This is a genomic window from Methylobacterium adhaesivum (assembly GCF_022179065.1).
Classification (GTDB): Bacteria; Pseudomonadota; Alphaproteobacteria; order Rhizobiales; family Beijerinckiaceae; genus Methylobacterium; species Methylobacterium adhaesivum.
This window is the reverse complement of record NZ_BPQD01000015.1, coordinates 1-23,406: the sequence shown is the minus strand read 5'-3', so window position 1 is coordinate 23,406 and position 23,406 is coordinate 1. Positions and strand designations below refer to the sequence as shown.

The following is a 23,406-nucleotide window of genomic DNA, read 5'->3' as shown; positions in this document are numbered from 1 at the left end:
AGCTTGGCAGCCCGTCCCGCGCCACAGGGTTACCGAAATCCTACGCCGCCCCGGCTTTCCAAATCCGGTCGATCTCGTCGGGATGGCGGATTTGGGCTTCCCTCAAGCCGACACCGGATCAGACGACCACCGTGATCTCTTCCGCGGCGCGGGTGAGGCCCGTGTAGAGCCACCGGTCCCGGTGCTCGCGGAAGGCGAAGGATTCGTCGAACAGCACAACGCTGTCCCATTGCGAGCCCTGCGCCTTATGCACGGTGAGGGCGTAGCCGTAGGTGAACTCGTCGGTCTCACGGCGCAGGAAAGCCGGGATCTCCTCCTCGGAGCCGGACATCACGGCGCGCAGCACCTTGATGTCCACGGGGCGCCGCCGGAGGGCGGGATCGTCGTCCGGCACCACGTCGAGGCGGATCGTGTCCGGGCGCTGGGCCGCGCGCTGGGCCTGCACCGTCCAGGTCGAACCGTTGAGGAGGCCCTTGGTGCGATCGTTGCGCAGGCACACGAGCTTCTCGCCCACCGCCGGCATCGGATCGACGTGGCCGGCGATCTCGCGCAGGCGGTTGTTGTAGAGGCGCCGAGTCTTGTTCATGCCGACCAGGACTTGGTCGGCGGCGATGACGGCGTTCGGATCGAGATTGCGGCGCGAGACCACCCGGCTGCGGCCGTATTCACCGATGGCGAGGCGCCCGCCCTCGCGGACCGTCATCGCCATGCGGACGATGGGATCGTCGGCGGCCTGGCGGTGAACCTCCGTGAGCATCACGTCGGGCTCGGCCTCCGTGAAGAAGCCGCCGCCGCGTACGGGGGGCAGCTGCGCCGGATCGCCGAGCACGAGGACCGGCTTGTCGAAGGACAGGAGGTCGTTGCCGAGATCGGAATCCACCATCGAGCATTCGTCGATGATCACGAGTTCGGCCTTCGAGATCGGCCCCGTCCGGTTGAGGGTGAAGGCCGGGCCGCCGTCCTCCGTCTCCTTGGTGCGGTAGATGAGGCTGTGGATCGTCGCCGCATCGTGGCAGCCCTTGGCACGCATCACCGACGCCGCCTTGCCCGTGAAGGCGCCGAACACCACGGTGCCGTCGACGTCGTCGGCGATGCGGCGGGCGAGCGTGGTCTTGCCGGTACCGGCATAGCCGAACAGGCGGAACACCGGGGCGCCGCCGTCCTTGCGCCAGGCCGCGATGGCCTTGAGCGCCGCGTCCTGCTGCGGCGCGAACCGGGTCGGCAGGGTGGTGTCGGTCGAGCCCGCGTCGCTCACGGCCAGCGCACGGTGGGCGGCAGGGACGACAGGATTGAGGCGACGTTGCCGCCGGTCTTGAGGCCGAAGATGGTGCCCCGGTCGTGCAGGAGGTTGAACTCGACGTAGCGGCCGCGCCGGACCTGCTGCTCGATCCGGTCGTCTTCCGTCCACGGCTTGTCGAGGTTGGCGCGCATAATCGCCGGATAGGCGTTGAGGAACGCGCCGCCCACGTCGCGGGTGAAGGCGAGGTCGGCGGCCGGGTCGCCGGTCCAGTGATAGTCGTAGAAGATGCCGCCGATGCCGCGCGGCTCCTTGCGGTGGGGCAGGTAGAAGTACTCCTCGCACCAGGCCTTGTAGCGGGCGTAGTCGGCGGCCGGCGCGTGGGCGTCGCACGCCGCCTTCATGGCCGCGTGGAAGGCGTGGCTGTCGGGGTCGTCCTGGGTGCGCCGCCGGTCGAGGACGGGGGTGAGGTCGGCCCCGCCGCCGAACCACGTCCGCGTGGTCGCGACGAACCGGGTGTTCATGTGGACGGTCGGCGCGTTCGGGTTCCACGGATGCGCGATGAGCGAGATGCCGGTGGCGAAGAAGCGCGGGTCCTCCGCCGCCCCCGGCATCTGCGCCCGGAACTCGGGGGCGAACTCGCCGTGCACGGCCGAGACGTGGACGCCGGCCTTCTCGAACACCCGGCCCTTGATCATCGCCATGGTGCCGCCGCCGCCGGGCGCGCCGGTGTGGTCGGTGCGCTGCCACGGCGTCTTCTCGAATTTGCCCGGCGCGGACGGTGCGTCCGGGTGGAACGGCCCCGTGGCCTCCGCCTCCAGGGCCTCGAAGGCGGCGACGATGCGGTCGCGCAGGGTGGTGAACCACGCCGTCGCCTCGCCCTTCAGGGCGTCGAGTTCGGCCGGGGCCAAGGGGACGAAGGGCGTGTCGGGGCGCTGCATGGCCCCGATGTCCCATCCCGTGCCGCGGGCGTCAATGTGAGCCTCAATCCTTGCCGACGCCCATGAGCAGGCGCTCGGTCTTGGCGTCCTCGATGCGGTTGACCATGCGCCGGCCCTCGTGGACGTCGCGCACCGTCTTCGTCGCGGTGATGCAGGACTGGACCAGCATGATCACGCCCATGGCGAAGTAGCCCTTCATCCAGATGTCGACGGGCATGAACAGGATGCCGAGCGCCACCATGAGGGCGGCCCCGAGGAACGACGCGTAGGTGAAGGCGACCCAGGCGCCGGAATGCTGCGTGGTTTCGTTGGACATGGCGGTGTTCCTTCGGTGGGGATCGAGAACGGTCGGGAGGGGTGTGGTCAGAGAGCGGCCGCGCGGCTGCGCAGGCGTTCGAGGACCGCAGCAGCCGTGGGGCGGGTGGCCCTGCCGAAGCCCTCGCGCTCGAGGCGCGCGGCGATGTCGGCGCCGGGTTCGATGTCTGCGAGCGCCGCCTCCGTGTCGGCGGCCTGCGCCTGGCGGTCGCGCAGGCGGGCCAGCGTCGCCTCGGCCTCCGTCAGGGTGGCGCGGTCCTCAGGGGTAGCGGCGACGCCGAGGCGACGGGCGGATTCGGCCGCCGCCGCGATGCGCCGGCCGCGTTCGAGCTCGGCCTGCCGGCGGGTCGCGTCGGCCACCACGGCGCGCAGGCGTGCGAGTTCGCGACTGAACCGGTCCCGGGCCGTGCGGATCGCCGCCGCCTCGGATTCGAGCTCGGCGATGGCCTCGGCCGCCTCGCTCGCGAGGGGGTCGCGGTTCGCCGCCAGGGCCGCCACCGCGCGCTCCTCCAGATCCGCCGCGCGGGCCTCGACCTCGGCGAGGCGGCGCCCCTCCGCCTTGTCGCCGGCTTCCGCCGTGGCAAGCGCCATGCGGCTGCGCTCGAGGGCGGCGCGGGTCTCGCGGATCTGCTGATCGAGGATGAGCAGGGCGTTGCGGTCGATGAGGTCTTCGCGGGCCTGGGCGGCGGCTCCCCGCGCGAGGGTTCGGAACAGGTTGAACATGGGCTGTCTCCCGGCTGACGGCCGCTGCCGTCGCTAGGAAAGTGTCATAGTTTGAACAACGTTCAAGTGCGGTTCTGCACACCGTTCAAATGAGCGGTGTGGCCGCCCGTCTGCCGCAAACCCTCGCCGAGGATCATCGCGGCGCAGACCGCCACGTTGAGCGAGCGCAAACCCGGCCGGATCGGCACCACCACCCGCGCGTCGGCCGCCGCGTGGACCGCCTCAGGAACGCCGGCCGATTCGCGGCCCATCAGCAGGCAGTCGTCCGGCGCATAGGCGAAGTCGGCATAGGGGACCGCGCCCTGCGTGGTGGCGAGGACGAGGCGGAGGCCCGACTCTTCGCGCCACTGCGCGAACGCGGCCCAGGAGCGGTGCCGCGTGATCGCCACATGGTCGAGATAGTCGAGCCCCGAGCGGCGCAGGTGACGGTCGGACACGTCGAACCCCGCCGGCTCGATGATCTCGACGGCAACCCCGAGGCAGGCGGACAGGCGCAGGAGCGTGCCGGTGTTCTGGGGAATGTCGGGCTGGTAGAGGGCGAGGCGGAGCATGCGAGGCTTCAGGTTGGAGTGCGCTGCGAGGCGAGCCGGGTTCGCCCTGCGCGCCGGGTCTGCGGGTTCGCCGGCCGGGCCCACGGAACGACAGCGTGGTATCCGGCGTCATCACGCCGGGCCTGACGGCCTCGTCATGCGGCATCGCCCCCCGGTTGGCGGGGTCGGACCCGCGCTTAACTAACGAATCGCATCGGCAACGAAAAATCGGAAAAGACATGTTCCTCGATTGGCTCGAACGCCGCATCGATCCGTTCGCGGCCTTCGAGGATGGGCGGATGCCCCCGAAGACCGTGACCGGGTTCTCCGGCTTTTATCTCAAGCCCGTGCGCGCGGCCCTGGCGGTCCTGTTCGTCGTTGCCCTCGTCGCCGGCACCGTCGAGGCCTCGCTCTATCTGTTGATGGGCTGGTTCATCGATCTCCTGAACACCGCCGACCGGGCGACGTTCTGGGCCGACCACGGCACGAAGGTAATGCTGGCGGGCGGCCTCGTCCTCGTGGTGCGGCCGATCACGATCTGGCTGCACGAGATCCTGTCGAACCAGCTCATCGTTCCGCAGGTCACGAACCAGATCCGCTGGCGCACCCACCTCTACACGTTGGGCCACTCGCTCTCGTACTTCCAGGCGGACTTCGCCGGGCGCCTCGCCAACCGGGTGGTGCAGGTCGGGCCCGCTGTCCGCGAACTCGCTGTCGTGTTCATCGACACCCTGCTGTACGTCGCCATCTACGCCGTGACGGCTGTAGGTCTGTTCGGCTCCATCTCCCTGTGGCTCGCCCTGCCGGTGGTGCTGTGGGTCGTCGCCTACGGGTTCCTCACCCGCTGGTTCGTGCCCCGCGCCCGCAAGCGCTCCCTCGTCACCGCCGACACCCGCTCGGCCCTGATCGGGCGCATCGTCGACAGCTACACCAACATCCTGACGGTGAAGCTGTTCGCCCGCGACCGCGAGGAGCGCGCCGCCGTGCGCGATGCCGTCGACGTCCACACCAAAGCCTACCTGCACCAGTTCCGGCTCGTGAGTTCGACCACGACGGCGTTGGGCATCCTCAACAGCCTGCTCATCGTGTCCACGGCCGGCGTCTGCCTCGCCCTGTGGCAGCGCGGCGGCATGACCACGGGCGAGGCGGCGGCCGGACTCGCCCTCGTGCTGCGCCTCATGGCCATGTCCGGCTGGGTGATGCAGACCGTGCGCGGCATCTTCGAGAATGTCGGCGTGATCCAGGAGAGCATGCAGACCATCGCGCGGCCCCACGCCATCACCGACCGGCCGGATGCCGGGACCCTCGCGGTGACGGGCGGCGATATCCGCTTCGAGGACGTCAGCTTCCATTACGGGCGCGACGATTCCAGCATCATCGCGAATCTCGACCTGCATATCCGGGCCGGCGAGAAGGTCGGCCTCGTCGGCGTCAGCGGCGCCGGCAAGACCACGATCACGGCCCTGCTGCTGCGCCTGCACGACATCGAATCCGGGCGCATCCGCATCGACGGCCAGGACATTGCGAACGTCAGCCAGGAATCCCTGCGCAGCGCCATCGCCATGGTGACCCAGGACACCTCGCTGCTGCACCGCTCGATCCGCGACAACATCGCGTATGGCCGCCCCGACGCCACGCGCGCCGAGGTCGAGCGGGCGGCGCGCCTCGCGCAGGCCGACGGCTTCATCGCCGACCTCGTCGATCACAAGGGGCGGACGGGCTACGATGCCCAGGTCGGCGAGCGCGGCGTGAAACTGTCGGGCGGCCAGCGCCAGCGCATCGCCATCGCACGGGTGATTCTCAAGGACGCGCCGATCCTGATCCTCGACGAAGCGACCTCGGCCCTCGACAGTCAGGTCGAGGCAGCGATCCAGGACAGCCTCGACACTCTGATGCAGGGCAAGACCGTTCTCGCCATCGCCCACCGTCTCTCGACCATCGCGGCCCTGGACCGCCTCATCGTCATCGAGGCGGGCCGAATCGTCGAGGAGGGAACCCACGCGTCCCTCATCCGCTCGGGCGGTCTCTACGCCCGCCTGTGGCAGCGGCAATCCGGCGGCTTCCTCGGCGAGGCCGCCGGGACTTCGTCCTACGAGGATGCGGCCGAGTAGAGCGCGACGGCTCCGCCCGCCGCCCCGTTGGCGGGCTGCGGCAGCGCGGTCGCGGCCGCGACGCGGTTCCGGCCCAGGTTCTTGGCGCAATAGAGCGCCCGGTCGGCGGCCGCGACGAGGTCGGACGCTCCGACGCCACAGCGCCCGGCCGCCCCATGGGCGACGGTGACACCGACGCTCGCCGTGACGATCCAACCGGCCTGCTCCGGGCCGTAGCGAAGCGCCAAACCCTCGACGGCGGCGCGGAGGCCCTCGCCGAGACCGAGGGCCTCGTCCGGCGACCGCCCGGGTAAGAGCGCCATGAACTCCTCCCCGCCGTAGCGGGCCAGGAGGCCGCCGGCCTCGCGGACCCACCCGTCGAGGACCGCCGCGATGGCGACGAGGCAGCGGTCGCCTTCGGGGTGGCCCGCCGTGTCGTTGATGCGTTTGAAATGGTCGATGTCGACCGCAATGACGGCGTACCACCCCTCGGCCGCGTCCCAGTCGGCCGCGAGGGTGGCGTCGAAGGCACGCCGGTTGGTGAGGCCCGTCAGGACATCGGTCTCGGACAAACGCTTGAGCCGCGCATTGGCGGCCGCGAGTTCCGCCGCCTGCTCCTCCAAGGCGAGGCGCAGGAGGAACGCCTGCTTTTCCTGCTGCTCCCGCGAGAAGCTGATCTTGAGGGGAACGAGGACCAAGCTCGCCACGAGAAGGGGTAATCCATACCCGAAAAGGCCACCGCCAGCGAGGCTGTCACGGGGCAGGGCCATGACCCAACCGAGGTAGAGCGTGAAGGCGAGGCCGCAGAAGACGAGGCTGTGACGGAACGACAGGGGAGCGATGAGGCCGACCGACAACGGCACGATGACCGCGAGGACGAGATACACGTCGGCATGCGCGGCGGGCGCGATCCGGGCACTGTTGAGGACGATGCCCATGTCGACGAGGCTCGTGGCCGTGATCGCGGTGGCGATGCGCAGGGCCGACGGCTCTCCCCGCAGCGACAGGATCGCCGCGATGGCGATGGGGACGAACACGCCCAGGGTAAGGGTGGCCGGTATCACGAAGGCGTCGGGCCCGAAGGCGTCGACTTCGAGCTTCAGCGACAGGACGTTGAAGACGACGAAGACCAGGAGCCAGGAGCGCACGACAGTGGCTGGGTTTTGCGGCGGCTCGGCACGAAATCGTGCCTCCAACGCGGGCGAGAGCCGCAGCCGGTGCCACGGGCGAGTTCGCTTTTCTTCGAGCGCGCTGCGCAACATGGGGTTGTAGCGTTCCTAGGGGCGGGCATCTGTCCGAGACCGTACCGATGGGTTTCGGCCGCGTAAACGGCCCGACACACTGTCGCGGGCGCCTTGATCCAACATGGTTTTGGTTTTGTGTCTCACCCATGATACGACGCCGCCATGCTCAAGGACCGCGCCAGGTTGTACTGCCGTCTCGGGCCGCCGTAGGCCCCCCGGCTTCGGACGACCCGATGCCCCGGCGCCGCTGACTGGCGGCGTTTTCCCTTGGCGATCCTGCGTGCCCCTCGCCCCGTATGGGCCCGGCACCGGGACGACGCGGACTGCTTTTTCCATGACCCGACGGACCCTGCGGAGCGAATGGGCTCCCGATATCACGCGCGAAATTCTGGCCGGGACGGTGGTGGCGCTGGCCCTCATCCCCGAGGCCATCGCCTTCTCCCTCATCGCCGGGGTCGACCCCAAGGTCGGCCTCTACGCGTCGTTCTGCATCGCCGTGGTCTCGGCCTTCGCGGGCGGGCGCCCGGCGATGATCTCGGCGGCCACCGGCGCCATGGCGCTCGTGATGGTGACCCTGGTGAAGGAGCACGGCCTCGGCTATCTCTTCGCCGCCACCCTGCTGACCGGATTCCTCCAGATCGGCGCCGGCCTCGCCCGCCTCGGCAACCTCATGCGCTTCGTCTCGCGCTCGGTGGTCACCGGCTTCGTCAACGCCCTCGCGATCCTCATCTTCCTCGCGCAGATGCCCGAACTCCTCGGCCAGGGGACGACCGTCTACGCCATGACGGCCGCCGGCCTCGCGATCATCTACGGCCTGCCGTACCTCACGAAGGCCGTGCCCTCCCCCCTCGTCGCCATCGTGGTGCTGACGGGCGTGGCCATGGCCCTCGGCCTGCCGATCCACCGGGTCGGCGACATGGGCGCCCTGCCGACGGAACTGCCGGTCTTCGCCCTGCCGGGGGTGCCGCTGACCTGGGAGACGCTTCGGATCATCCTGCCCTATGCCCTCACCCTCACGGTGGTGGGCCTCCTCGAAAGCCTGATGACGGCGGCGATCCTCGACGAGATGACCGACACGGGCTCGGACAAGAACCGCGAATGCGCCGGCCAGGGTCTCGCCAACATCGTGGCCGGCTGTTTCGGCGGCATGGCCGGCTGCGCCATGATCGGCCAGTCCGTCATCAACGTCTCGTCGGGCGGACGCGGGCGGCTCTCGACCCTGTGGGCGGGGGCGTTCCTGCTGTTCCTCATCGTCGTGCTCGGTCCCTACGTGGCGCAGATCCCCATGGCGGCCCTGGTGGCCGTGATGATCATGGTGTCGATCAACACCTTCCAGTGGCGCTCCCTCGTCACCCTGGCGACGAACCCGAAGAGTTCGAGCGTCGTGATGCTCGGCACCGTCGCGGTGGTGGTGGCGACCCACGACCTCGCCCGCGGCGTCCTGTTCGGCGTGGTGCTCAGCGGCCTGTTCTTCGCCCACAAGGTGACGCGCTTCTTCGCTGTCACCTCCGACCGCGCGGGCGCCACCCGGACCTACCGGGTGACGGGTCAGATCTTCTTCGCCACGGCGCAGGCGTTCCACGATGCCTTCGCGTTTCGCGAGGACGACCTGACGGGCCTCGTCATCGACCTCTCGGCGGCGCAGTTCTGGGATCTGACCGCCGTGAACGCCCTCGACCGTGTGGTGCTGAAGTTCCGCCACCACGGCGTGGCCGTGACCCTCGTCGGCATGAACAGCGCCACGGCTACGATGGTCGAGCGCCTGGCCACCCACGACAAGCCCGGCGCGACCCTTGCCTCCGGGCACTGAACGCCCGACGGACAGACGGGCGCGTCTGTCCTTGCGAAGGCGAGCGACCGGGTAGCCACGGCCGGGGCGCCGTGGTTTCAAGAGTTCCAGACTTCGCGCCATGCGAGGGAGAATCATGACCGAGCTGCACCCCGAGATCGCCGCCGTCACCGCGCGGATCGTCGAACGCTCAGGCCCATCGCGAAAGGCGTATCTCGATCTCATCGTCCGCGAGCGCGACTCCGGCGTCCGCCGCCCGATGCTGAACTGCGGCAATCTCGCCCACGGGTTTGCCGCCTCCGGCGAGGACAAGGCGGCGATCCGGGCCGGCCGCGCCATGAACATGGCCATCGTCACGGCCTACAACGACATGCTCTCGGCCCACCAACCCTACGGTCGCTACCCCGACCAGATGAAGATCTTCGCCCGCGAAGTCGGCGCCACGGCGCAGGTGGCGGGCGGCGTGCCGGCCATGTGCGACGGGGTCACGCAGGGCCAGCGCGGCATGGAGCTGTCCCTGTTCTCGCGCGACACCATCGCGCTCTCCACCGCTGTCGCCCTCAGCCACGGCATGTTCGATTCCGCCGCGCTGCTCGGCATCTGCGACAAGATCGTGCCGGGCCTGATCATCGGCGCCCTGCGGTTCGGCCACCTGCCGATGATCCTGATCCCGGCCGGTCCCATGCCGTCCGGCATCGCCAACAAGGAGAAGCAGCGGGTCCGCCAGCTCTACGCCGAGGGCAAGGTCGGGCGCGACGAACTGCTCGAATCCGAATCCGCTTCCTATCACGGGGCCGGCACCTGCACCTTCTACGGCACGGCCAATTCCAACCAGATGATGATGGACGTCATGGGCCTGCACATGCCCGGCGCCTCGTTCATCAACCCGGGCACGAAGCTGCGCCAGGCGGTGACGCGGGCCGCCGTGCACCGCCTCGCCGAGATCGGGGCCGACGGCAACGATTACCGGCCGATCGGCCGCTGCATCGACGAGAAGGCCATCGTCAACGCCGTGGTGGGGCTGCTGGCGACCGGCGGCTCGACGAACCACGCCATCCACCTGCCCGCTATGGCACGCGCCGCCGGCATCGTCCTTGACTGGGAGGATTTCGACCGGCTCTCGGCCGTGGTGCCCCAGGTGGCGAAGGTCTATCCCAACGGCTCGGGCGACGTGAACCACTTCCACGCCGCCGGCGGCATGAGCTACGTCATCGCCAGCCTCATCGATGCCGGGCTGCTGCACGACGACATCCTCACGGTGGCGGGCGGGCGCCTGCGCGATCACGCCCGCGACCCCAAGCTCATCGATGACGCCCTGGTGTTCGAGGACGCGCCCGAGAAGTCCCACGACGAGGGCATCCTGCGCAGCCCCGCCCAGCCGTTCAAGGCCGATGGCGGCATGCGCCTCGTCAAGGGCAACCTCGGCCGGGCGACCTTCAAGACCAGCGCCGTCGAGCCCGCCCGCTGGACCGTGGAAGCCCCGGCCCGCGTCTTCGATGATCAGGACGACGTGCTCGCCGCGTTCAAGGCCGGTGAACTCGAACGCGACGTGGTGGTGGTGGTCCGCTTCCAGGGGCCGCGCGCCAACGGCATGCCCGAACTGCACAAGCTCACGCCCCAGCTCGGCGTCCTGCAGGACCGGGGGTTTCGCGTGGCGCTGGTCACGGATGGGCGGATGTCGGGGGCGTCGGGCAAGGTTCCGGCGGCGATCCACCTCAGCCCCGAGGCCCTCGGCGGCGGCCCGCTCGCGAAGATCCGCGACGGCGACCTGGTGCGCCTGAGCGCCGAGGACGGCAGCCTCGATGTGCGCGTCGATCCGGCCGAATGGGAGGCCCGCCCCGACGCGGCGCCCCCGCCCCCCGCCTTCGGCACCGGCCGCGAACTCTTCGCCTTCCTGCGTCACGGCGCCGACGGAGCCGAGCAGGGCGCCTCCGCCATGCTGGCCGCCGCCGGCTTGTAGGATCATGCCCGGCCCGCGCTCCGCCGAAGGTGAGGTCGGGCGCGGGTCCCCTCTCCTGGAAGGAGAGGGACAGGGTGAGGTGTGGGACATCTCCGGATAGGTCCCACACCTCACCCCAACCCTCTCCTTCCAGGAGAGGGAGCCCGTCGAGACTGTTCGATCCGGAGCCGTCGAACAGGCACCACCGCACTCCAACGCCACCGAGGCCCACCCCATGACCAGCATCGACGCGCTGATGCGCTCCGTTCCCGTCATTCCCGTCCTCGTGATCGAGGATGTCGCGCATGCCGAGCCCATCGCCCGCGCCCTGGTGGCGGGCGGCCTCACCGCCCTGGAGGTGACCCTGCGCACCCCCGCCGCCCTCGAGGTGATCCGCGCCATGCGCCAAGTCGAAGGCGCCGTGGTCGGCGCCGGCACGGTGCTCAACCCGCGCGACCTCGACGCGGCCCTGCAGGCGGGGGCGCAGTTCATCGTCTCCCCCGGCCTCACGGAACCCCTCACCCGCGCGGCCCTCGACCGGGGCGTGCCCTACCTGCCGGGTGTCGCCAATTCGGCCGACATCATGCGCGGCCTCGATCACGGGCTCGACCGGTTCAAGTTCTTCCCCGCCGAGGCGGCGGGCGGCATCAAGGCCCTGAAGGCCCTGGCCGGGCCGTTCCATCAGGTCCGCTTCTGCCCCACCGGCGGCATCACGGAGGCGAGCGCCCCCGACTGGCTCGCCCTCAAGCCCGTGCTCTGCGTCGGCGGCTCCTGGGTGGTGCCGGCGGGACTACCGGACGAGGCGGTCATCCGCCGCTCGGCCGAGGCGGCCGCCCGCCTACGCGCCGCCTGACCGACTCCGGGCGACGGCATCCGGCGCTCGCAATGGATCGTCCGGTTCCGTCCGATCACTTCGGACGGCGCCCGCGCATCGCCGAACAGATCAGGCGGCCTCGTCCTCCGGACGCGCAATCCTGAGAAGAGCGTCGATTTCCCGCGCCGGGCGAGGAGAGTTGAAGAGAAAGCCCTGCATCTCGTGGGCGCCCTCGGCCTGGACGGCGCTGCGCTGAACCTCGGTTTCGATGCCTTCCACCAGGGTCGTCATGTTCAGGCTCCGGCCAAGGCCGATGATCGCACGGATGATCGCGGACGCCTCCGGTTTCTCCCCGATCTCGCGAACGAACGACCGATCGATCTTGATCTTGTCGAAGGGGAAACGGCGCAGGTAACTGATGCTCGAATAACCGGTGCCGAAATCGTCCATGGCGATGCGGACGCCGAAGCCCCGCAGGGCGTGAAGCGTCTTGAGGTTCGCGTCCGTTTCCTCGAGGAGCACGCTCTCGGTGATCTCCAGCTCGAGGCGCCTCGGATCGAGGCTGCTTTCGGAGAGCGCCGAGAGGACCATCGCGGTGAAGTTGCGTTGCCGCAGCTGATGGGGCGACACGTTGACGGCGACCCGGATATGACTGGGCCAGCGCGCGGCATCCCGGCAGGCCCGCCGCAGCACCCATTCGCCCAAGGGCACGATCAGGCCGGTCTCCTCCGCGATGGGGATGAACACGGCCGGGCTCGTGAGACCGCGTTCGGCGTGCCGCCACCGCACCAGGGCTTCGAGGCCGATCACCGCGTTGCTGCCGAGATCGACCAGCGGTTGATAGAAGACCTCGAAGCGGTCGTTCGTCAGCGCCTCCCGCAATTCCTGCTCGAGGCTGAGGCGGGCTCGCGCGCGCTCGTCCATCTGGACCTCGAAGACGCGATACGTTCCGCGCCCGTCCGCTTTGGCCTGGTAGAGCGCGAGGTCGGCGTTCTGCAGGAGGGGAATGACGTTGCCATCGTCCTCGCCGGACAGCACGATCCCGGCACTCATGCCGATCTCGATCCGCAATCCATCGATATCGTAGGGCGCGCTCACCGCCGCGATCAGCCGCCGGGCCAGCGATTCCGCGTCGGTCAGCGTCTCGACCCGGTGCAGGACGACGAACTCGTCGCCGCCCATGCGCGCAACGGTGGCGCCCCCCCGCCCCCCTCGCTGCAGCCGCTGCGCCACCTGCCGCAGGAGCTTGTCGCCCGTCGCGTGGCCGAACCCGTCGTTGACGGGTTTGAACCGGTCGAGATCGAGGCACAGCACGGCGAGGGCCTGGCCAGGCCTCAGCTGCCCCAGCATCGCGTTGCCGATCTCGTGGAGGGCCACACGGTTCGGCAGGTCCGTTAGGGCGTCGTGCCGCGCCATGTAGGTGATGCGATCCTCGTTGCGGCGGCGCTCGGTCACGTCCTCGAAGGTCGCGACCCAACCGCCGCCGCTCATGGCCCGGTGGGTCGCCGAGACCGTGCGGCCATCCGCGAGTGCCCGCAGGATCGACGTCGCCTGCCCCTGGAGGAGGGAGGTTCTGGTGCCTTCGCAGAGGGCATCGACCGTCAGGTCGGGAGCATAGCGCCCGAGACCGACCAGGCTCTCGACGATCTGTCGCTGGTTCATGCCGACTCGCAGATGGTCGGGTCCGAGCCTGAAAATCTCGAGATAACGCCTGTTCCAGACGAGCAGGCGGCCCCCCGAATCGAACATGCACAGCCCTTGGCTCATGTTCTCCAGCGCCGCATCGAAAAGTCTGTTCTGTTCGATGACCCGCGCGTTCGGCGTCGAGAGACCGAGACCGTCAGCGGGATGAAAGACGCCGTCGAAGGCCATGTCTCTTCTCTGAGTCGACGGACGACCGAAAGTCGAACAGCGCACGACCGTGGCAGCGTCGCTCCACTGCCATGCACATTCGACGGAAAACGATGAGGAGAGACGAAATGCACGCATGAACTCAGATCATCGAATAAACAAACATGTATCTTAAGCCAGAAATGTTAATGTTTTAGTTGCCGAACAACAGGGCATTTGCCTAACCGGACGCCACAGTGGCTGCATAACTCTGCGTCAAGCCGATCGGGCCGCCTTGGATTCCACGCATCCCATCGGGAGTACCGTCGATCAGCCCTCGGATTGAAAGTCGTCTTTCCATCCCGCGCTGCCGGTCCGGAGATCCAGCGTCGATCCCGGAGTGGTGGCGCATGACGACCGCCCCCGGTTGGCACCGGACCATTGGAGGGCCTATCTCCCGGCCGGAGACCATCCATCCAGACGGGAGACACCCTTGGCACACGAGACCAGCGGACCGCCGCAGATGCACGCGACCACCATCCTGATGGTCCGCAAGGGCGGGCGCGTCGTCATCGGCGGCGACGGGCAGGTCAGCCTCGGACAGACCATCGTCAAAGGCAATGCCCGCAAGGTCCGGCGGCTGGCCAAGGGCACGGTGATCGGCGGGTTCGCCGGGGCCACGGCGGACGCCTTCACCCTGTTCGAGCGTTTGGAAGCCAAGCTCGAACAGTATCCGGGCCAGCTCACCCGCGCCTGCGTCGAACTCACCAAGGACTGGCGCACCGATCGTTACCTGCGCCGCCTCGAAGCGATGATGCTCGTGGCGGACCGGGAGGTCGGCCTGCTGCTGTCCGGGTCCGGCGATGTGTTGGAGCCTGAACACGGCGTCATGGCTATTGGTTCGGGTGGTAATTACGCCCTGGCCGCCGCTCGCGCCCTCGAAGACAGTGCGTATGACGCGGAGACCATCGTCCGTCGGTCCATGGGAATCGCAGCCGAAATCTGTGTCTACACAAACAGCAGTATCGTCATCGAAGCCCTCGACACTATCGAGACCGCGCCACGCCTCGTCGAAGATTAACGATCTTTTGGATTCTTATCCCCTAAAACCCTTGAAACGGTCTTCGGGGGGTTAAAGGACCATCATGCGTATCAAGGCGAAGATCCTGGCGTTCGTCATCGCCTGCAGCGCGATGACGCTCCTCGTGGCAGGCATCGGCATCGGCACCGTGCGCACCCTCCACGACGCGGTTGAGCACGGGCGACAGGCGAGCCAGCGTGCCCTCGACGCGGCGACCCTGAACCGTCACGTCGCCACCGTCGTGCTCGAATCGCGGGGCATCTACGCGGCCAAGGATACGGCCGACGCGGCCAAGTACGCCGTCCGCCTCCGTCAGAGCGTGGCGGACATGAACGCAGTGCTGAAGGCTTGGCCACCGCGTGCCACGGCGGCCGAGGAAACCGTGTTTGCCAAAGTCGTTGAGGGTGCGGCGGCCTTCACCACCCTGCGCCTCGAGACCGCGCGCCTCGGCACTGAGGTGTCGCCGAAGGCCGCGGCGGAGCTCGGCTTCAACGAGGCCAACCGAGCGAATCGGCAATTTTTCCAGGACAGCATCGACACCCTCGTGGCCGATGGCCTGTCCCGCCTCGCGGGCATCGAGCGGACGGCCGACGACTTCTACTCCGAGCGCATGATCGTGCTCCTGGCTCTCGCCGTCGGCGCGCCCCTCATGTGCCTTGTACTCGGCCTCGTCATCGGCCACGGCCAGATCGCCCGGCCCCTCGTGGGCGTCTCGGCCGCCATCGGTCGCCTGTCGGCCGGCGACCTCAACCTCCCCGCTATGGCACCGCGCCGGGACGAGATCGGGGACATCGAGCGCAGCATGCAGGTGTTCGCCAACACCATGCGCGAAGCCGCGATCCTGCGGGCCGATCAAGACCAGGCGGCCAAGGACGCCAGCATCCGGCGCCGCGGCGAGCGCGTCGATCTCGCCGACCGGTTTCAGGGCAGCGTCGGCGGTCTCGTCGGCACCCTTTCAGGCGCGGCCTCGACTCTCGAGGGAACGGCCCGGACCATGGCCCGCAACGCCGAACACGCCGAGACCCGGTCGAGCGCCGTGATGGCGGCGGCCGACACCACCGCCCACAACGTCCAGGCCGTGGCAGCCGCCACGGAGGAACTCGCCGCGACGGCCGACGCCATCGGCCATCAGGTCGCGCAGACCTCCTCGGCCGCCGCCGGGGCCGTCGCCAGTGCCGAGCGCACCCGGGCGCGGGTCGACACCCTCGCCGCAAGCGCCGCGCGTATCGGCGACGTCGTCGCCCTCATCTCCAACATCGCTGGCCAGACCAACTTGCTGGCCCTGAATGCGACCATCGAGGCGGCCCGCGCCGGGGAAGCCGGTCGGGGCTTCGCCGTGGTCGCGGCCGAGGTGAAGGATCTGGCGTCGCAGACCGCCCAGGCGACGCAGGAGATCACCGCCCAGATCGCCACCATCCAGACGGCGACCCGCGAAACCGTGGAGGCCATCGCGGAGATCGGCACCACCATCGGCGACGTCCACGGCATCGCCCGCGGTGTGGCCACCGCCGTCGAGGAACAGAAGATCGCCACCCAGGCCATCGCACGGAGCATCTCGGACGCCGCCCACGGCACCCGGGACGTGACCCAGACCATGGCGCAGGTGCGGGCTGCCGCGGCCGAGGTCGGCATTGGCGCCGCGCAGGTTCTGGATGCGGCGGCCGACCTGTCCCGCCGGACCACCAGCCTCGACGGCGAGGTTTCGAGCTTCGTCGGCACGATCCGGGCGGCCTGAACCGCATCCCCGGCGGCCCCGGCCGCCTGCACCCTGGTCAGGCGCGCGCGACGCGCTTAAGTCGGCGGTGTGGAACAGACTTCGCCCACCCCCGACTTCTCCGTCCCCGGTGACGGCCGCCTCCCCGGCCCGACGGCGCTCCTGCGCGAGGCCGTGGCGCGTGGCATCATCACCGACGATCAGGCCCTCGCCCTCGACCGCCTGGTGCGCGAGGGCGGGACCGCGCCCGACGAGCCGCGCGACGACGAGCGCCTGCGCTTCGTCACCGGCTTCGCCGACATCTTCGTGACGCTCGGCCTCGTGCTGTTCCTCGGGGCGGCGACCTATTTCGGGTACGAGCACCTTGGCGCCGTCGCCGGCAACGCCCTGGTGGCGGTGCTGGCCTGGGGCCTCTCCGAATTCTTCACGCGGCGCAGGCGGATGGCCCTGCCGAGCATCGTACTGTTGCTGGCCTTCGCCCATGCCGGCTTCTCGGCTCTCGCGGCGGCCCTCGGGGTGACCGGCCACGGCATGCCGTGGCCCGATCTCGTCGGCCCGCACCCTTTCCAAGCCTTGCCCCTCGCCGGCGCCGCCCTGGGAGCCGTCCTCCTGGTCGCCGCGCATTATCGGCGGTTTGCCGTACCCATCACCGTGGCGGCCGGAGCGGCGGCCACGGCTGGCCTCGCCTACGCGCTCATCCTGGCCACGGCGCCGGCCTTCGCCCGAAGCGCGCTTGCCGGCCTGCTGTTCGCGGCGGGGCTCGCGGTCTTCGCCCTCGCCATGCGGTTCGACCTCGCCGATCCGAACCGGCTGACGCGCCGCACGGACATCGCCTTCTGGCTCCATCTCCTCGCCGCGCCGCTCATGGTGCATCCGGTGCTCAGCAAGCTGGCAAGGGCCGACGGCGGAGCCAGCGGGGCGATGCTGGCCGTCCTCGCCATCGTGCTCGTGCTGGCCGTCGTGGCGATCGCCATCGACCGCCGGGCACTCCTCGTCTCCGGCCTCGTCTATGCCGGTATCGCGTTCGGCAGCCTGATCCGCGCGGCGGGCGTCACCGGCGCCACCGTACCGGCGAGCCTCCTCGCCCTTGGCGTCTTCATCCTGGCCCTCAGCGCCGGTTGGCACCCCTTGCGCGCCCGCGTCCTGCGCGCCCTCCCCCGCCCCTGGGCAGCCCGGCTGCCGCACCCCATCGGAGCGTGATGACAGCCTTTTCCCCCCGCGAGATCGTCTCGGAACTCGATCGCTTCATCGTCGGCCAGGCCGACGCCAAGCGTGCCGTCGCCATCGCGTTGCGCAATCGCTGGCGCCGGCAGCAGCTCACCGGCCCCCTGCGCGAGGAGGTCGCGCCGAAGAACATCCTGATGATCGGCCCCACGGGCTGCGGCAAGACCGAGATCGCCCGGCGCCTCGCGCGGCTGGCCGGCGCCCCGTTCCTCAAGATCGAGGCGACGAAGTTCACGGAGGTCGGCTATGTCGGCCGCGACGTCGAGCAGATCGTGCGCGACCTCGTGGAGATCGGCATCGGCCTCGTGCGCGAGGAGAAGCGCCGCTCGGTGAAGGCGAAGGCGGAAGCCGCCGCCGAGGCCCGCATCCTCGATGCCCTCGTCGGCCCCACCGCCAGCCAGGCCACCCGCGACAGCTTCCGCAAGAAACTTCGGGCGAGCGAACTCGACGACAAGGAGGTCGAGATCGAACTCGCGGGCGGGGCGCCGGGCGGACTGCCGATGTTCGAGATTCCCGGCATGCCCGGCGCCTCCATGGGGGCGGTGAACCTCGGCGACATGCTCGGCAAGGCGCTCGGCGGCCAGAAGGGCAAGCCGCGCCGGATGACCGTGAAGGACGCCTACGCGCCGCTGCTCGCCGAGGAATCCGACAAGCTCGTCGACACCGAGGCCCTGACCCAGGAGGCGATCCGCGAGGTCGAGAACAACGGCATCGTGTTCCTCGACGAGATCGACAAGATCTGCGCCCGGGAAGGCCGCTCGTCGGCCGACGTGTCCCGCGAAGGCGTGCAGCGCGATCTCCTGCCCCTCATCGAGGGCACCACGGTGGCGACGAAACACGGGCCGGTGAAGACCGACCACATCCTGTTCATCGCCAGCGGCGCCTTCCACGTCTCGAAGCCCTCCGACCTCCTGCCGGAACTCCAGGGCCGCCTGCCGATCCGCGTCGAGCTGCAGCCCCTCACAGTGGAGGACTTCAAGCAGATCCTCACCACCACGGAGGCGAGCCTCCTGAAGCAGACCGTGGCGCTCATGGAGACCGAGGGCGTGACCCTCGAATTCTCCGACGACGCCGTCGACGCCCTGGCGAAGGTGGCGGTGGACGTGAACAATTCCGTCGAGAACATCGGCGCCCGCCGACTCCAGACGGTGCTGGAGCGGGTCATCGACGAGATCTCGTTCACCGCCACCGACCGCTCGGGCGAGACGGTGCCCATCGACGCCGCCTACGTGCGGTCGCGGGTGGAGAGCCTGGCGGCGAACGCCGATCTGAGCCGGTTCATCCTGTAGCGGGCCTCAGCCCTCCCACACCTGCCCCGGCCGGAACGCCTCGAAGCGCTCCGGCGCGAGGCCCTGTTCGGCGCAGGCCGCCGCCAGGGCCGCGACGGGTTCCGCGATCCCCTCGTCGGTGAGCTGGAACGTGCCCCAATGGTGGCCGAGCATCCGGTCGGCGCCGAGGAGCAGGCCCGCCGCCACGGCCTCGGCCGGGTCCATGTGCTGGTCGCGCATGAACCAGCGCGGCTCGTAGGCGCCGATGGGGAGCGTCGCCAGACGCGGCGGCCCGAACCGCGCCCGTGCCTCGCGGAAGATCGAGCCGCCGCGAAAGGCGGTGTCGCCGGAATGGTAGTGCACGCCGACCGGTGTGGTCAGGACGAACGAGCACCACAGGGCCATGCGCTTGTCGTTCAACCCCCGCGCCGACCAGTGGTTGGCGGGGGTCATGTGCACGGTGAGGCCGCCGCCGAGGTCGAAGGATTCGCCCCAGTCGCGGGTCTCGACATGCATGGTGTCGTCGTAGGCGCGCAGGATCGCGTCGTTGCCAAGCGGCGCCAGGATCAGCGGCTGGTGCGCCTGCCACAGGCGCGCGACGGTGGGACCGTCGAGGTGGTCGTAATGGTTGTGGGTGATGAGCACCACGTCGATGGGCGGCAGGTCGGCATAGGCGATGCCCGGCGCATTCACGCGTTTCGGCCCGGCGAAGCGCACCGGGCTCGCCCGGCGGGCATAGACGGGATCCACGAGGATGTTGCGGCCCGCCACCTGGAACAGGTAGCTCGCATGGCCGATGAGGGTGACGCGCAGGCCCGGGAACCGCTCGGGCGGCCGGTCGCGGAACGGGCTCGGTTCGGCCTTGGGCCAGAGGGCGCGGGGCGGGCTCTCGACGCCGCGCAGCTTGCGCCATCGCGCGATGTCGGACACCGTCTTGTCGGCGGGCTGGTCGGGGCCATGGAAGCGCAGGCCGTCGAAATGGTCCGACTTCGGCCCCCGGTAATACGGATTGCGCCCGCGCTTGTGCGCGGCATAGCCGACGCCGCCGAGGGTCATCACCGTGGCGGCACTGAGCGCCGTGATCAGGTTGTTGCGTTTCATCCTCCCGAGATGGCGGCGGCCGCGCCCTGATCAAGCGGCCACGCTTGAGGCGGCCCCGCGTCACGAGCGCCAGCGCAGCTCCTGCGTCACCAGGGGATTGACGAAGGGACGGCCGGCACGGGCGGCAGCCAGCGCCTCGCGCTTGAGGCGGAAATACCATTGCGAGGGCAGATCGCCCTGCCCGAACAACACCATGGTGGGTTTGCGGTCGAGGCCGGCTTGCGCGTGCTGAAGCACCTGCTGATCCTGGGTCAGGAACTGGCGCATGAGCGGCCGCGCCACGGGTTTCAGCAGATTGAGCGCCGGCATGTTCCAATAGAGCGCGTTGGTCAGCAGGGTGCGGTCGTGGGTGAGCGGCGTCGCGAAGGTGTAGTTCGCCACGCGCTTGGCCCCCGCCACGATCCGCTCGAGGCGCACGCCGGGCAGGCGGAACTCGATCTCGACGGCCGGCGCGCCGCCGAGCAGGCGGTAGACCGGCGAGCTCGTCGTGGTGGCGTGGCTCGTCATGGTGAAACCGTGGGGCGTCGGCGTGAAGGTCTTCACCTTCTCGCGCAGCTCTTTCGAGGGACGGAACCACCACGAATCGTGCACGAAGGCGACGTGGCCCGGATCGACGAGGCTGAGGGTGGTCAGATCGTAGGACGCCTCGACCACGAGCTCGATGACGACGCGGCCCGCGGCCTCGAACCCCAGTTCGGGCAGGGCCGGCACGTCGGAGCCGGAGGCGGGGCCGAGGAACGGATTGACCCAAGCGAAGCCCGCGCTTTCGCGGATCGGAAACCGCTGCACGGCGATCTTCGAGAAATCCGCGGCGTCGGAGGCCGACAGGGTCGGCACGTCGCGGCAGCGCCCGTCGGTGCCGAAGCGCCAGCCGTGGAACGGGCAGGTCAGGGCGGCGCCGTCGAAGCGCCCTTTCGACAGCGCCATGCCGCGATGCGGGCAACGGTCGCGCAGGGCGAAGGGTGCGCCGGACGCGTCGCGCCCGAGGACGATCTGCTCGCCGTTGAGTTCGACGGCGCGCAGGGCACCTGGCTTCAGGGCCTCGGAGCGGGCGACGCAGTACCACGCATCGGCCAGGGGCTGGCGCATGGCGTCGGGGTCGAGGGCGGCCTCGTCGGGCGCTGATGCGCGCGGGCTGGCAGACATGAAGGGTCCCGGTCACGCCCGGCGGGCGGGTGCCGCTGTTTAGACCGGGGGTCCGACCCTGGCCAGGGTGGAGCGTGACGGGGGCGGCGGAAGGGCGCAGCCACGCCCCTTTTCAAAGCCCGGCCGCACCCCTACCTTGGCCTCAGTCGCAACGAACGAAAGGAGGTGATCCAGTGTCTCATTGTCATCAGCCGCTCTCCCCGGCCACCCTGACCTGGACCGTCGCCTCCAGCGCTGCTTTCTAGCGCCTCGGCGGGAAGACCAAGGGATCGGCCGGACCTTCAGCGGTTCGGCAATGGAAGGCCCGCCCCTCACGGGGCGGGCCTTCGGCCTTTCAGGGGGCTCGTCTTAGCGACGCTGGAACAGTGGCAGGGCCAGGGCTTCTGCCCGCGCCATCCAGAGATCGCGCTCCGAGCGCATCTCGGCGAGCTGCGCGACCTCGCTTTCGATCCGGGCGCTCATCTCGTGCATCTTGCGGGCGGCGTTCGCCGTGAGGGCCTTGAGCTGGTCGCGTTCGGAGCAGACGGCGTCGAGGATCTTCATGTCGGATTCGGCATCGCTGCGCAGAACCCGCAGCTCCTCGGCGAGCATGCCCTGAAGGCTCTCGTAGCGGTCGTTCTCGAGGCGCAGCTTGGTCTTGAGAACGAGGTTCTCGGCCATCAGCTCGGAGATGTCCCGGGTGAGCTCGACACGCGACGTCGACTTTGCGGCGGGCTGCGGCGCAGGCAGGCGGGGCCTCTGCGGTGGCAGGGGCTCGGGCAGGGACACCTCCGGACGAAGCATCTGCGGCGGGGTCTCGGCCTCGGGTTCGGCCTCCGGTTCCGGCGCCGTCGTCGCCGCCTCCGGCGCGACGATCTCCATGGCGCCGGGGAACGGCTCCTCGGCAGCCTCTTCGATCGGGTCCTGCATCGGCTCGGGGGCCGATCTGATGGTGATCGTCGTCTTGGCGGCCGTCGTCGCCTTCATGGTGGCGAGCCAGTCCCGAAGGGGACCCGGCTGAGCACGACCGGCCCGGTCGTTCGGGGTGACTTGGCGAACAGGTTCCGACATCGGCTGTAACCTCGGCTTTCGTCCCTACTTAATCAAAACATAGTTAATGAAGGGTAACGACTTCCGGATTGTCCTGTAAAACCCGTCCCCCGCCGGGCCTCGCCTTGCCGCGATCCCTGCCTTTGCCGTAACCTTCGTTACGGCCAAATTCCGCCGGGACGGTCCCGGGGCGATGCCCGGGCGTCGCATCTTCATTGCCGGACCGAACAGCCATGCTTCTCGAAGCGCCCGCCCTGAGCGCCCTGCCCGGCCTGCGCCATGCCTTCTTCACCCGGGAGGGTGGGGTTTCGGACGGCCTCTACGCCTCCCTCAACGGCGGCCTCGGCTCGGCCGACGATCCGGCGCGGGTCGCGGAGAACCGTCGCCGGATGAGTTCGGCCCTCGGAGTCGCGCCCGATCATCTCGTGAGCCTGTATCAGGTCCATTCCGCCAGGGCGGTGGTGGTCGAGGCACCCTTCGCGCACGACGCCCGGCCCCAGGCCGACGCCATGGTGACGCGGGTCCGCGGCCTCGCCCTCGGCATCGCCACGGCGGATTGCGGACCGATCCTGTTCGCCGATGCCGGGAACGGGGTCGTCGGCGCCGCCCATGCCGGCTGGAAAGGCGCCCTCACGGGCGTGATCGAAGCGACGGTGCAGGCCATGGAAGGCCTTGGCGCCCGGCGATCGAGTATCGTCGCGGTGCTCGGGCCGACCATCGGACAGGCGGCATACGAAGTCGGCCCCGATTTCATCGCCCGGTTCCGCGTCGAGGCGCCCGGTTGCGAAGGGTTCCTCGCGGCCGGCGTTCGGCCCGACCACGCCCAGTTCGACCTGCCGGGCTTCATCGCCACCCGTGCGGCACAGGCCGGGCTCGCGGATTTTCACGATCTGAAGACTTGCACCTACGCCGATGCGGCACGCTTCTTCAGCTACCGCCGCGCGACCCATCGGCACGAAGCGGATTACGGTCGCCTCATCTCGGCCATCACCCTCGCGTGACACGGTTTTCGCACCGTCCGGGCCGCGTCGGATTGTGCAAGGCCGGGCCCGTCGACGCATGCGCGACATTTTGACATGACGAATCAGGGAACAAATACGGCACGGGATTGAACCTTGGCCGTTCGGTCGCGTTGTCCGTGGCGTTGTCCAAGGATCGAGGCCAGCGCCGCCACAAAGGGGCCGTGTTCCCGGCCGGCGGCGTGTTCGCAAAGCCACAGCTTCTTTCGGACGACTGGCCTAAAGACGGGGAATTGCACCGGATGTCTCCAAAAGGAGCGGCGGTGCGCATGAGTAGAGGACCAGACGATGAAATCCTTTCTTCGGGGCGCAACCGCCCTCGCCGGTATCGTGATCGCCGGCTCTGCTTTCGCCGCCGACCTTCCGCGCCGC

19 protein-coding genes are annotated in these 23,406 nt (G+C 69.4%); 9 read left to right on the top strand and 10 right to left on the bottom strand.

The genetic code is table 11. The features are described from left to right. Nucleotides 1–118: 118 nt before the first annotated feature. The 5 genes from MFF01_RS12595 to MFF01_RS12575 all read right to left on the bottom strand — a co-directional run bounded on the left by MFF01_RS12595 (nt 119) and on the right by MFF01_RS12575 (nt 3,767). Nucleotides 119–1,255, bottom strand: a complete 1,137-nt coding sequence (locus MFF01_RS12595; protein ID WP_238225792.1) for an ATP-dependent DNA helicase — start codon at nt 1,253–1,255, stop codon at nt 119–121. Continuing rightward, nucleotides 1,252–2,178: an oxygen-dependent coproporphyrinogen oxidase gene (hemF, locus tag MFF01_RS12590; protein WP_238225790.1), complete on the bottom strand. Its 927-nt coding sequence runs from the start codon at nt 2,176–2,178 to the stop codon at nt 1,252–1,254. The genes MFF01_RS12595 and hemF overlap by 4 nt, the downstream gene beginning before the upstream one ends. Before the next feature lie 43 nt (nt 2,179–2,221). Then, nucleotides 2,222–2,494, bottom strand: coding sequence for a YiaA/YiaB family inner membrane protein (locus tag MFF01_RS12585; protein WP_238225788.1), 273 nt, complete (start codon nt 2,492–2,494; stop codon nt 2,222–2,224). A 47-nt stretch (nt 2,495–2,541) separates the two neighbouring features. Continuing rightward, on the bottom strand, nt 2,542–3,216 hold the full coding sequence (locus tag MFF01_RS12580) for a PspA/IM30 family protein (protein ID WP_238225786.1): 675 nt from the start codon (nt 3,214–3,216) through the stop codon (nt 2,542–2,544). Between the two features lie 62 nt (nt 3,217–3,278). Further along, nucleotides 3,279–3,767, bottom strand: a complete 489-nt coding sequence (locus MFF01_RS12575; protein ID WP_238225784.1) for a tRNA (cytidine(34)-2'-O)-methyltransferase — start codon at nt 3,765–3,767, stop codon at nt 3,279–3,281. 218 nt (nt 3,768–3,985) lie between these two features. Between MFF01_RS12575 and MFF01_RS12570 the strand changes: the two genes are divergently transcribed. Continuing rightward, nucleotides 3,986–5,857, top strand: a complete 1,872-nt coding sequence (locus MFF01_RS12570) for an ABC transporter ATP-binding protein (RefSeq protein WP_238225782.1) — start codon at nt 3,986–3,988, stop codon at nt 5,855–5,857. On the opposite strand, the gene MFF01_RS12565 is transcribed toward MFF01_RS12570, so the two are convergent. Then, entirely contained in the window at nt 5,836–6,984 is a 1,149-nt protein-coding gene (locus MFF01_RS12565; RefSeq protein WP_238225780.1) for a GGDEF domain-containing protein, read from the bottom strand. The genes MFF01_RS12570 and MFF01_RS12565 overlap by 22 nt on opposite strands. A gap of 430 nt (nt 6,985–7,414) precedes the next feature. Between MFF01_RS12565 and MFF01_RS12560 the strand changes: the two genes are divergently transcribed. The 3 genes from MFF01_RS12560 to eda all read left to right on the top strand — a co-directional run bounded on the left by MFF01_RS12560 (nt 7,415) and on the right by eda (nt 11,661). Continuing rightward, entirely contained in the window at nt 7,415–8,890 is a 1,476-nt protein-coding gene (locus MFF01_RS12560) for a SulP family inorganic anion transporter (RefSeq protein WP_238225777.1), read from the top strand. 115 nt (nt 8,891–9,005) lie between these two features. Then, nucleotides 9,006–10,829, top strand: a complete 1,824-nt coding sequence (gene edd, locus MFF01_RS12555) for a phosphogluconate dehydratase (protein WP_238225775.1) — start codon at nt 9,006–9,008, stop codon at nt 10,827–10,829. A gap of 214 nt (nt 10,830–11,043) precedes the next feature. Then, nucleotides 11,044–11,661, top strand: coding sequence for a bifunctional 4-hydroxy-2-oxoglutarate aldolase/2-dehydro-3-deoxy-phosphogluconate aldolase (gene eda, locus MFF01_RS12550; protein ID WP_238225774.1), 618 nt, complete (start codon nt 11,044–11,046; stop codon nt 11,659–11,661). Between the two features lie 90 nt (nt 11,662–11,751). Here the strand turns inward: eda and MFF01_RS22065 are convergent, their stop codons facing one another. Next, the gene (locus MFF01_RS22065; protein WP_283207186.1) at nt 11,752–13,494 is read right to left on the bottom strand and encodes a putative bifunctional diguanylate cyclase/phosphodiesterase; all 1,743 of its coding nucleotides are present in this window, start codon (nt 13,492–13,494) and stop codon (nt 11,752–11,754) included. A gap of 481 nt (nt 13,495–13,975) precedes the next feature. Between MFF01_RS22065 and hslV the strand changes: the two genes are divergently transcribed. The 4 genes from hslV to hslU all read left to right on the top strand — a co-directional run bounded on the left by hslV (nt 13,976) and on the right by hslU (nt 18,760). Continuing rightward, nucleotides 13,976–14,533: an ATP-dependent protease subunit HslV gene (gene hslV, locus MFF01_RS12530; RefSeq protein WP_238226026.1), complete on the top strand. Its 558-nt coding sequence runs from the start codon at nt 13,976–13,978 to the stop codon at nt 14,531–14,533. 64 nt (nt 14,534–14,597) lie between these two features. After that, a complete protein-coding gene (locus tag MFF01_RS12525) occupies nt 14,598–16,268 on the top strand; it encodes a methyl-accepting chemotaxis protein (protein ID WP_238225772.1) in 1,671 nt (556 codons plus the stop codon). Nucleotides 16,269–16,337: 69 nt separating this feature from the next. Then, nucleotides 16,338–17,447 (top strand): hypothetical protein, encoded by a 1,110-nt coding sequence (locus MFF01_RS12520; protein ID WP_238225770.1) that lies wholly within the window; start codon nt 16,338–16,340, stop codon nt 17,445–17,447. Then, nucleotides 17,447–18,760: an ATP-dependent protease ATPase subunit HslU gene (gene hslU, locus MFF01_RS12515; RefSeq protein ID WP_238225768.1), complete on the top strand. Its 1,314-nt coding sequence runs from the start codon at nt 17,447–17,449 to the stop codon at nt 18,758–18,760. Before MFF01_RS12520 ends, hslU begins: the two co-directional genes overlap by 1 nt. A gap of 6 nt (nt 18,761–18,766) precedes the next feature. Here hslU and MFF01_RS12510 read toward each other — a convergent pair whose 3' ends face one another. From MFF01_RS12510 to MFF01_RS12500, 3 genes are all read right to left on the bottom strand, one after another. Next, on the bottom strand, nt 18,767–19,840 hold the full coding sequence (locus tag MFF01_RS12510) for an MBL fold metallo-hydrolase (RefSeq protein WP_238225766.1): 1,074 nt from the start codon (nt 19,838–19,840) through the stop codon (nt 18,767–18,769). A gap of 60 nt (nt 19,841–19,900) precedes the next feature. Beyond that, nucleotides 19,901–20,986, bottom strand: a complete 1,086-nt coding sequence (locus MFF01_RS12505) for a Rieske 2Fe-2S domain-containing protein (protein WP_238225764.1) — start codon at nt 20,984–20,986, stop codon at nt 19,901–19,903. A 348-nt stretch (nt 20,987–21,334) separates the two neighbouring features. Beyond that, nucleotides 21,335–22,036 (bottom strand): hypothetical protein, encoded by a 702-nt coding sequence (locus MFF01_RS12500; RefSeq protein ID WP_238225762.1) that lies wholly within the window; start codon nt 22,034–22,036, stop codon nt 21,335–21,337. A 212-nt stretch (nt 22,037–22,248) separates the two neighbouring features. On the opposite strand from MFF01_RS12500, the gene pgeF reads away from it, so the two are divergent. Further along, complete coding sequence (gene pgeF, locus MFF01_RS12495) at nt 22,249–23,016, top strand: peptidoglycan editing factor PgeF (RefSeq protein ID WP_238225760.1); 768 nt, start codon at nt 22,249–22,251, stop codon at nt 23,014–23,016. Nucleotides 23,017–23,406 lie beyond the last annotated feature (390 nt).

What these genes read in the sequence shown, in the direction of transcription:
- eda (WP_238225774.1), top strand. Translation starts at nt 11,044, where the DNA reads ATGACCAGCATCGACGCGCTGATGCGCTCCGTTCCCGTCATTCCCGTC.
- MFF01_RS12575 (WP_238225784.1), bottom strand. Translation starts at nt 3,767, where the DNA reads ATGCTCCGCCTCGCCCTCTACCAGCCCGACATTCCCCAGAACACCGGC.
- MFF01_RS12525 (WP_238225772.1), top strand. Translation starts at nt 14,598, where the DNA reads ATGCGTATCAAGGCGAAGATCCTGGCGTTCGTCATCGCCTGCAGCGCG.
- MFF01_RS12560 (WP_238225777.1), top strand. Translation starts at nt 7,415, where the DNA reads ATGACCCGACGGACCCTGCGGAGCGAATGGGCTCCCGATATCACGCGC.
- MFF01_RS12505 (WP_238225764.1), bottom strand. Translation starts at nt 20,986, where the DNA reads ATGTCTGCCAGCCCGCGCGCATCAGCGCCCGACGAGGCCGCCCTCGAC.
- MFF01_RS12580 (WP_238225786.1), bottom strand. Translation starts at nt 3,216, where the DNA reads ATGTTCAACCTGTTCCGAACCCTCGCGCGGGGAGCCGCCGCCCAGGCC.
- hslU (WP_238225768.1), top strand. Translation starts at nt 17,447, where the DNA reads ATGACAGCCTTTTCCCCCCGCGAGATCGTCTCGGAACTCGATCGCTTC.
- hslV (WP_238226026.1), top strand. Translation starts at nt 13,976, where the DNA reads ATGCACGCGACCACCATCCTGATGGTCCGCAAGGGCGGGCGCGTCGTC.
- MFF01_RS12500 (WP_238225762.1), bottom strand. Translation starts at nt 22,036, where the DNA reads ATGTCGGAACCTGTTCGCCAAGTCACCCCGAACGACCGGGCCGGTCGT.
- hemF (WP_238225790.1), bottom strand. Translation starts at nt 2,178, where the DNA reads ATGCAGCGCCCCGACACGCCCTTCGTCCCCTTGGCCCCGGCCGAACTC.
- pgeF (WP_238225760.1), top strand. Translation starts at nt 22,249, where the DNA reads ATGCTTCTCGAAGCGCCCGCCCTGAGCGCCCTGCCCGGCCTGCGCCAT.
- MFF01_RS22065 (WP_283207186.1), bottom strand. Translation starts at nt 13,494, where the DNA reads ATGGCCTTCGACGGCGTCTTTCATCCCGCTGACGGTCTCGGTCTCTCG.
- edd (WP_238225775.1), top strand. Translation starts at nt 9,006, where the DNA reads ATGACCGAGCTGCACCCCGAGATCGCCGCCGTCACCGCGCGGATCGTC.
- MFF01_RS12570 (WP_238225782.1), top strand. Translation starts at nt 3,986, where the DNA reads ATGTTCCTCGATTGGCTCGAACGCCGCATCGATCCGTTCGCGGCCTTC.
- MFF01_RS12585 (WP_238225788.1), bottom strand. Translation starts at nt 2,494, where the DNA reads ATGTCCAACGAAACCACGCAGCATTCCGGCGCCTGGGTCGCCTTCACC.
- MFF01_RS12510 (WP_238225766.1), bottom strand. Translation starts at nt 19,840, where the DNA reads ATGAAACGCAACAACCTGATCACGGCGCTCAGTGCCGCCACGGTGATG.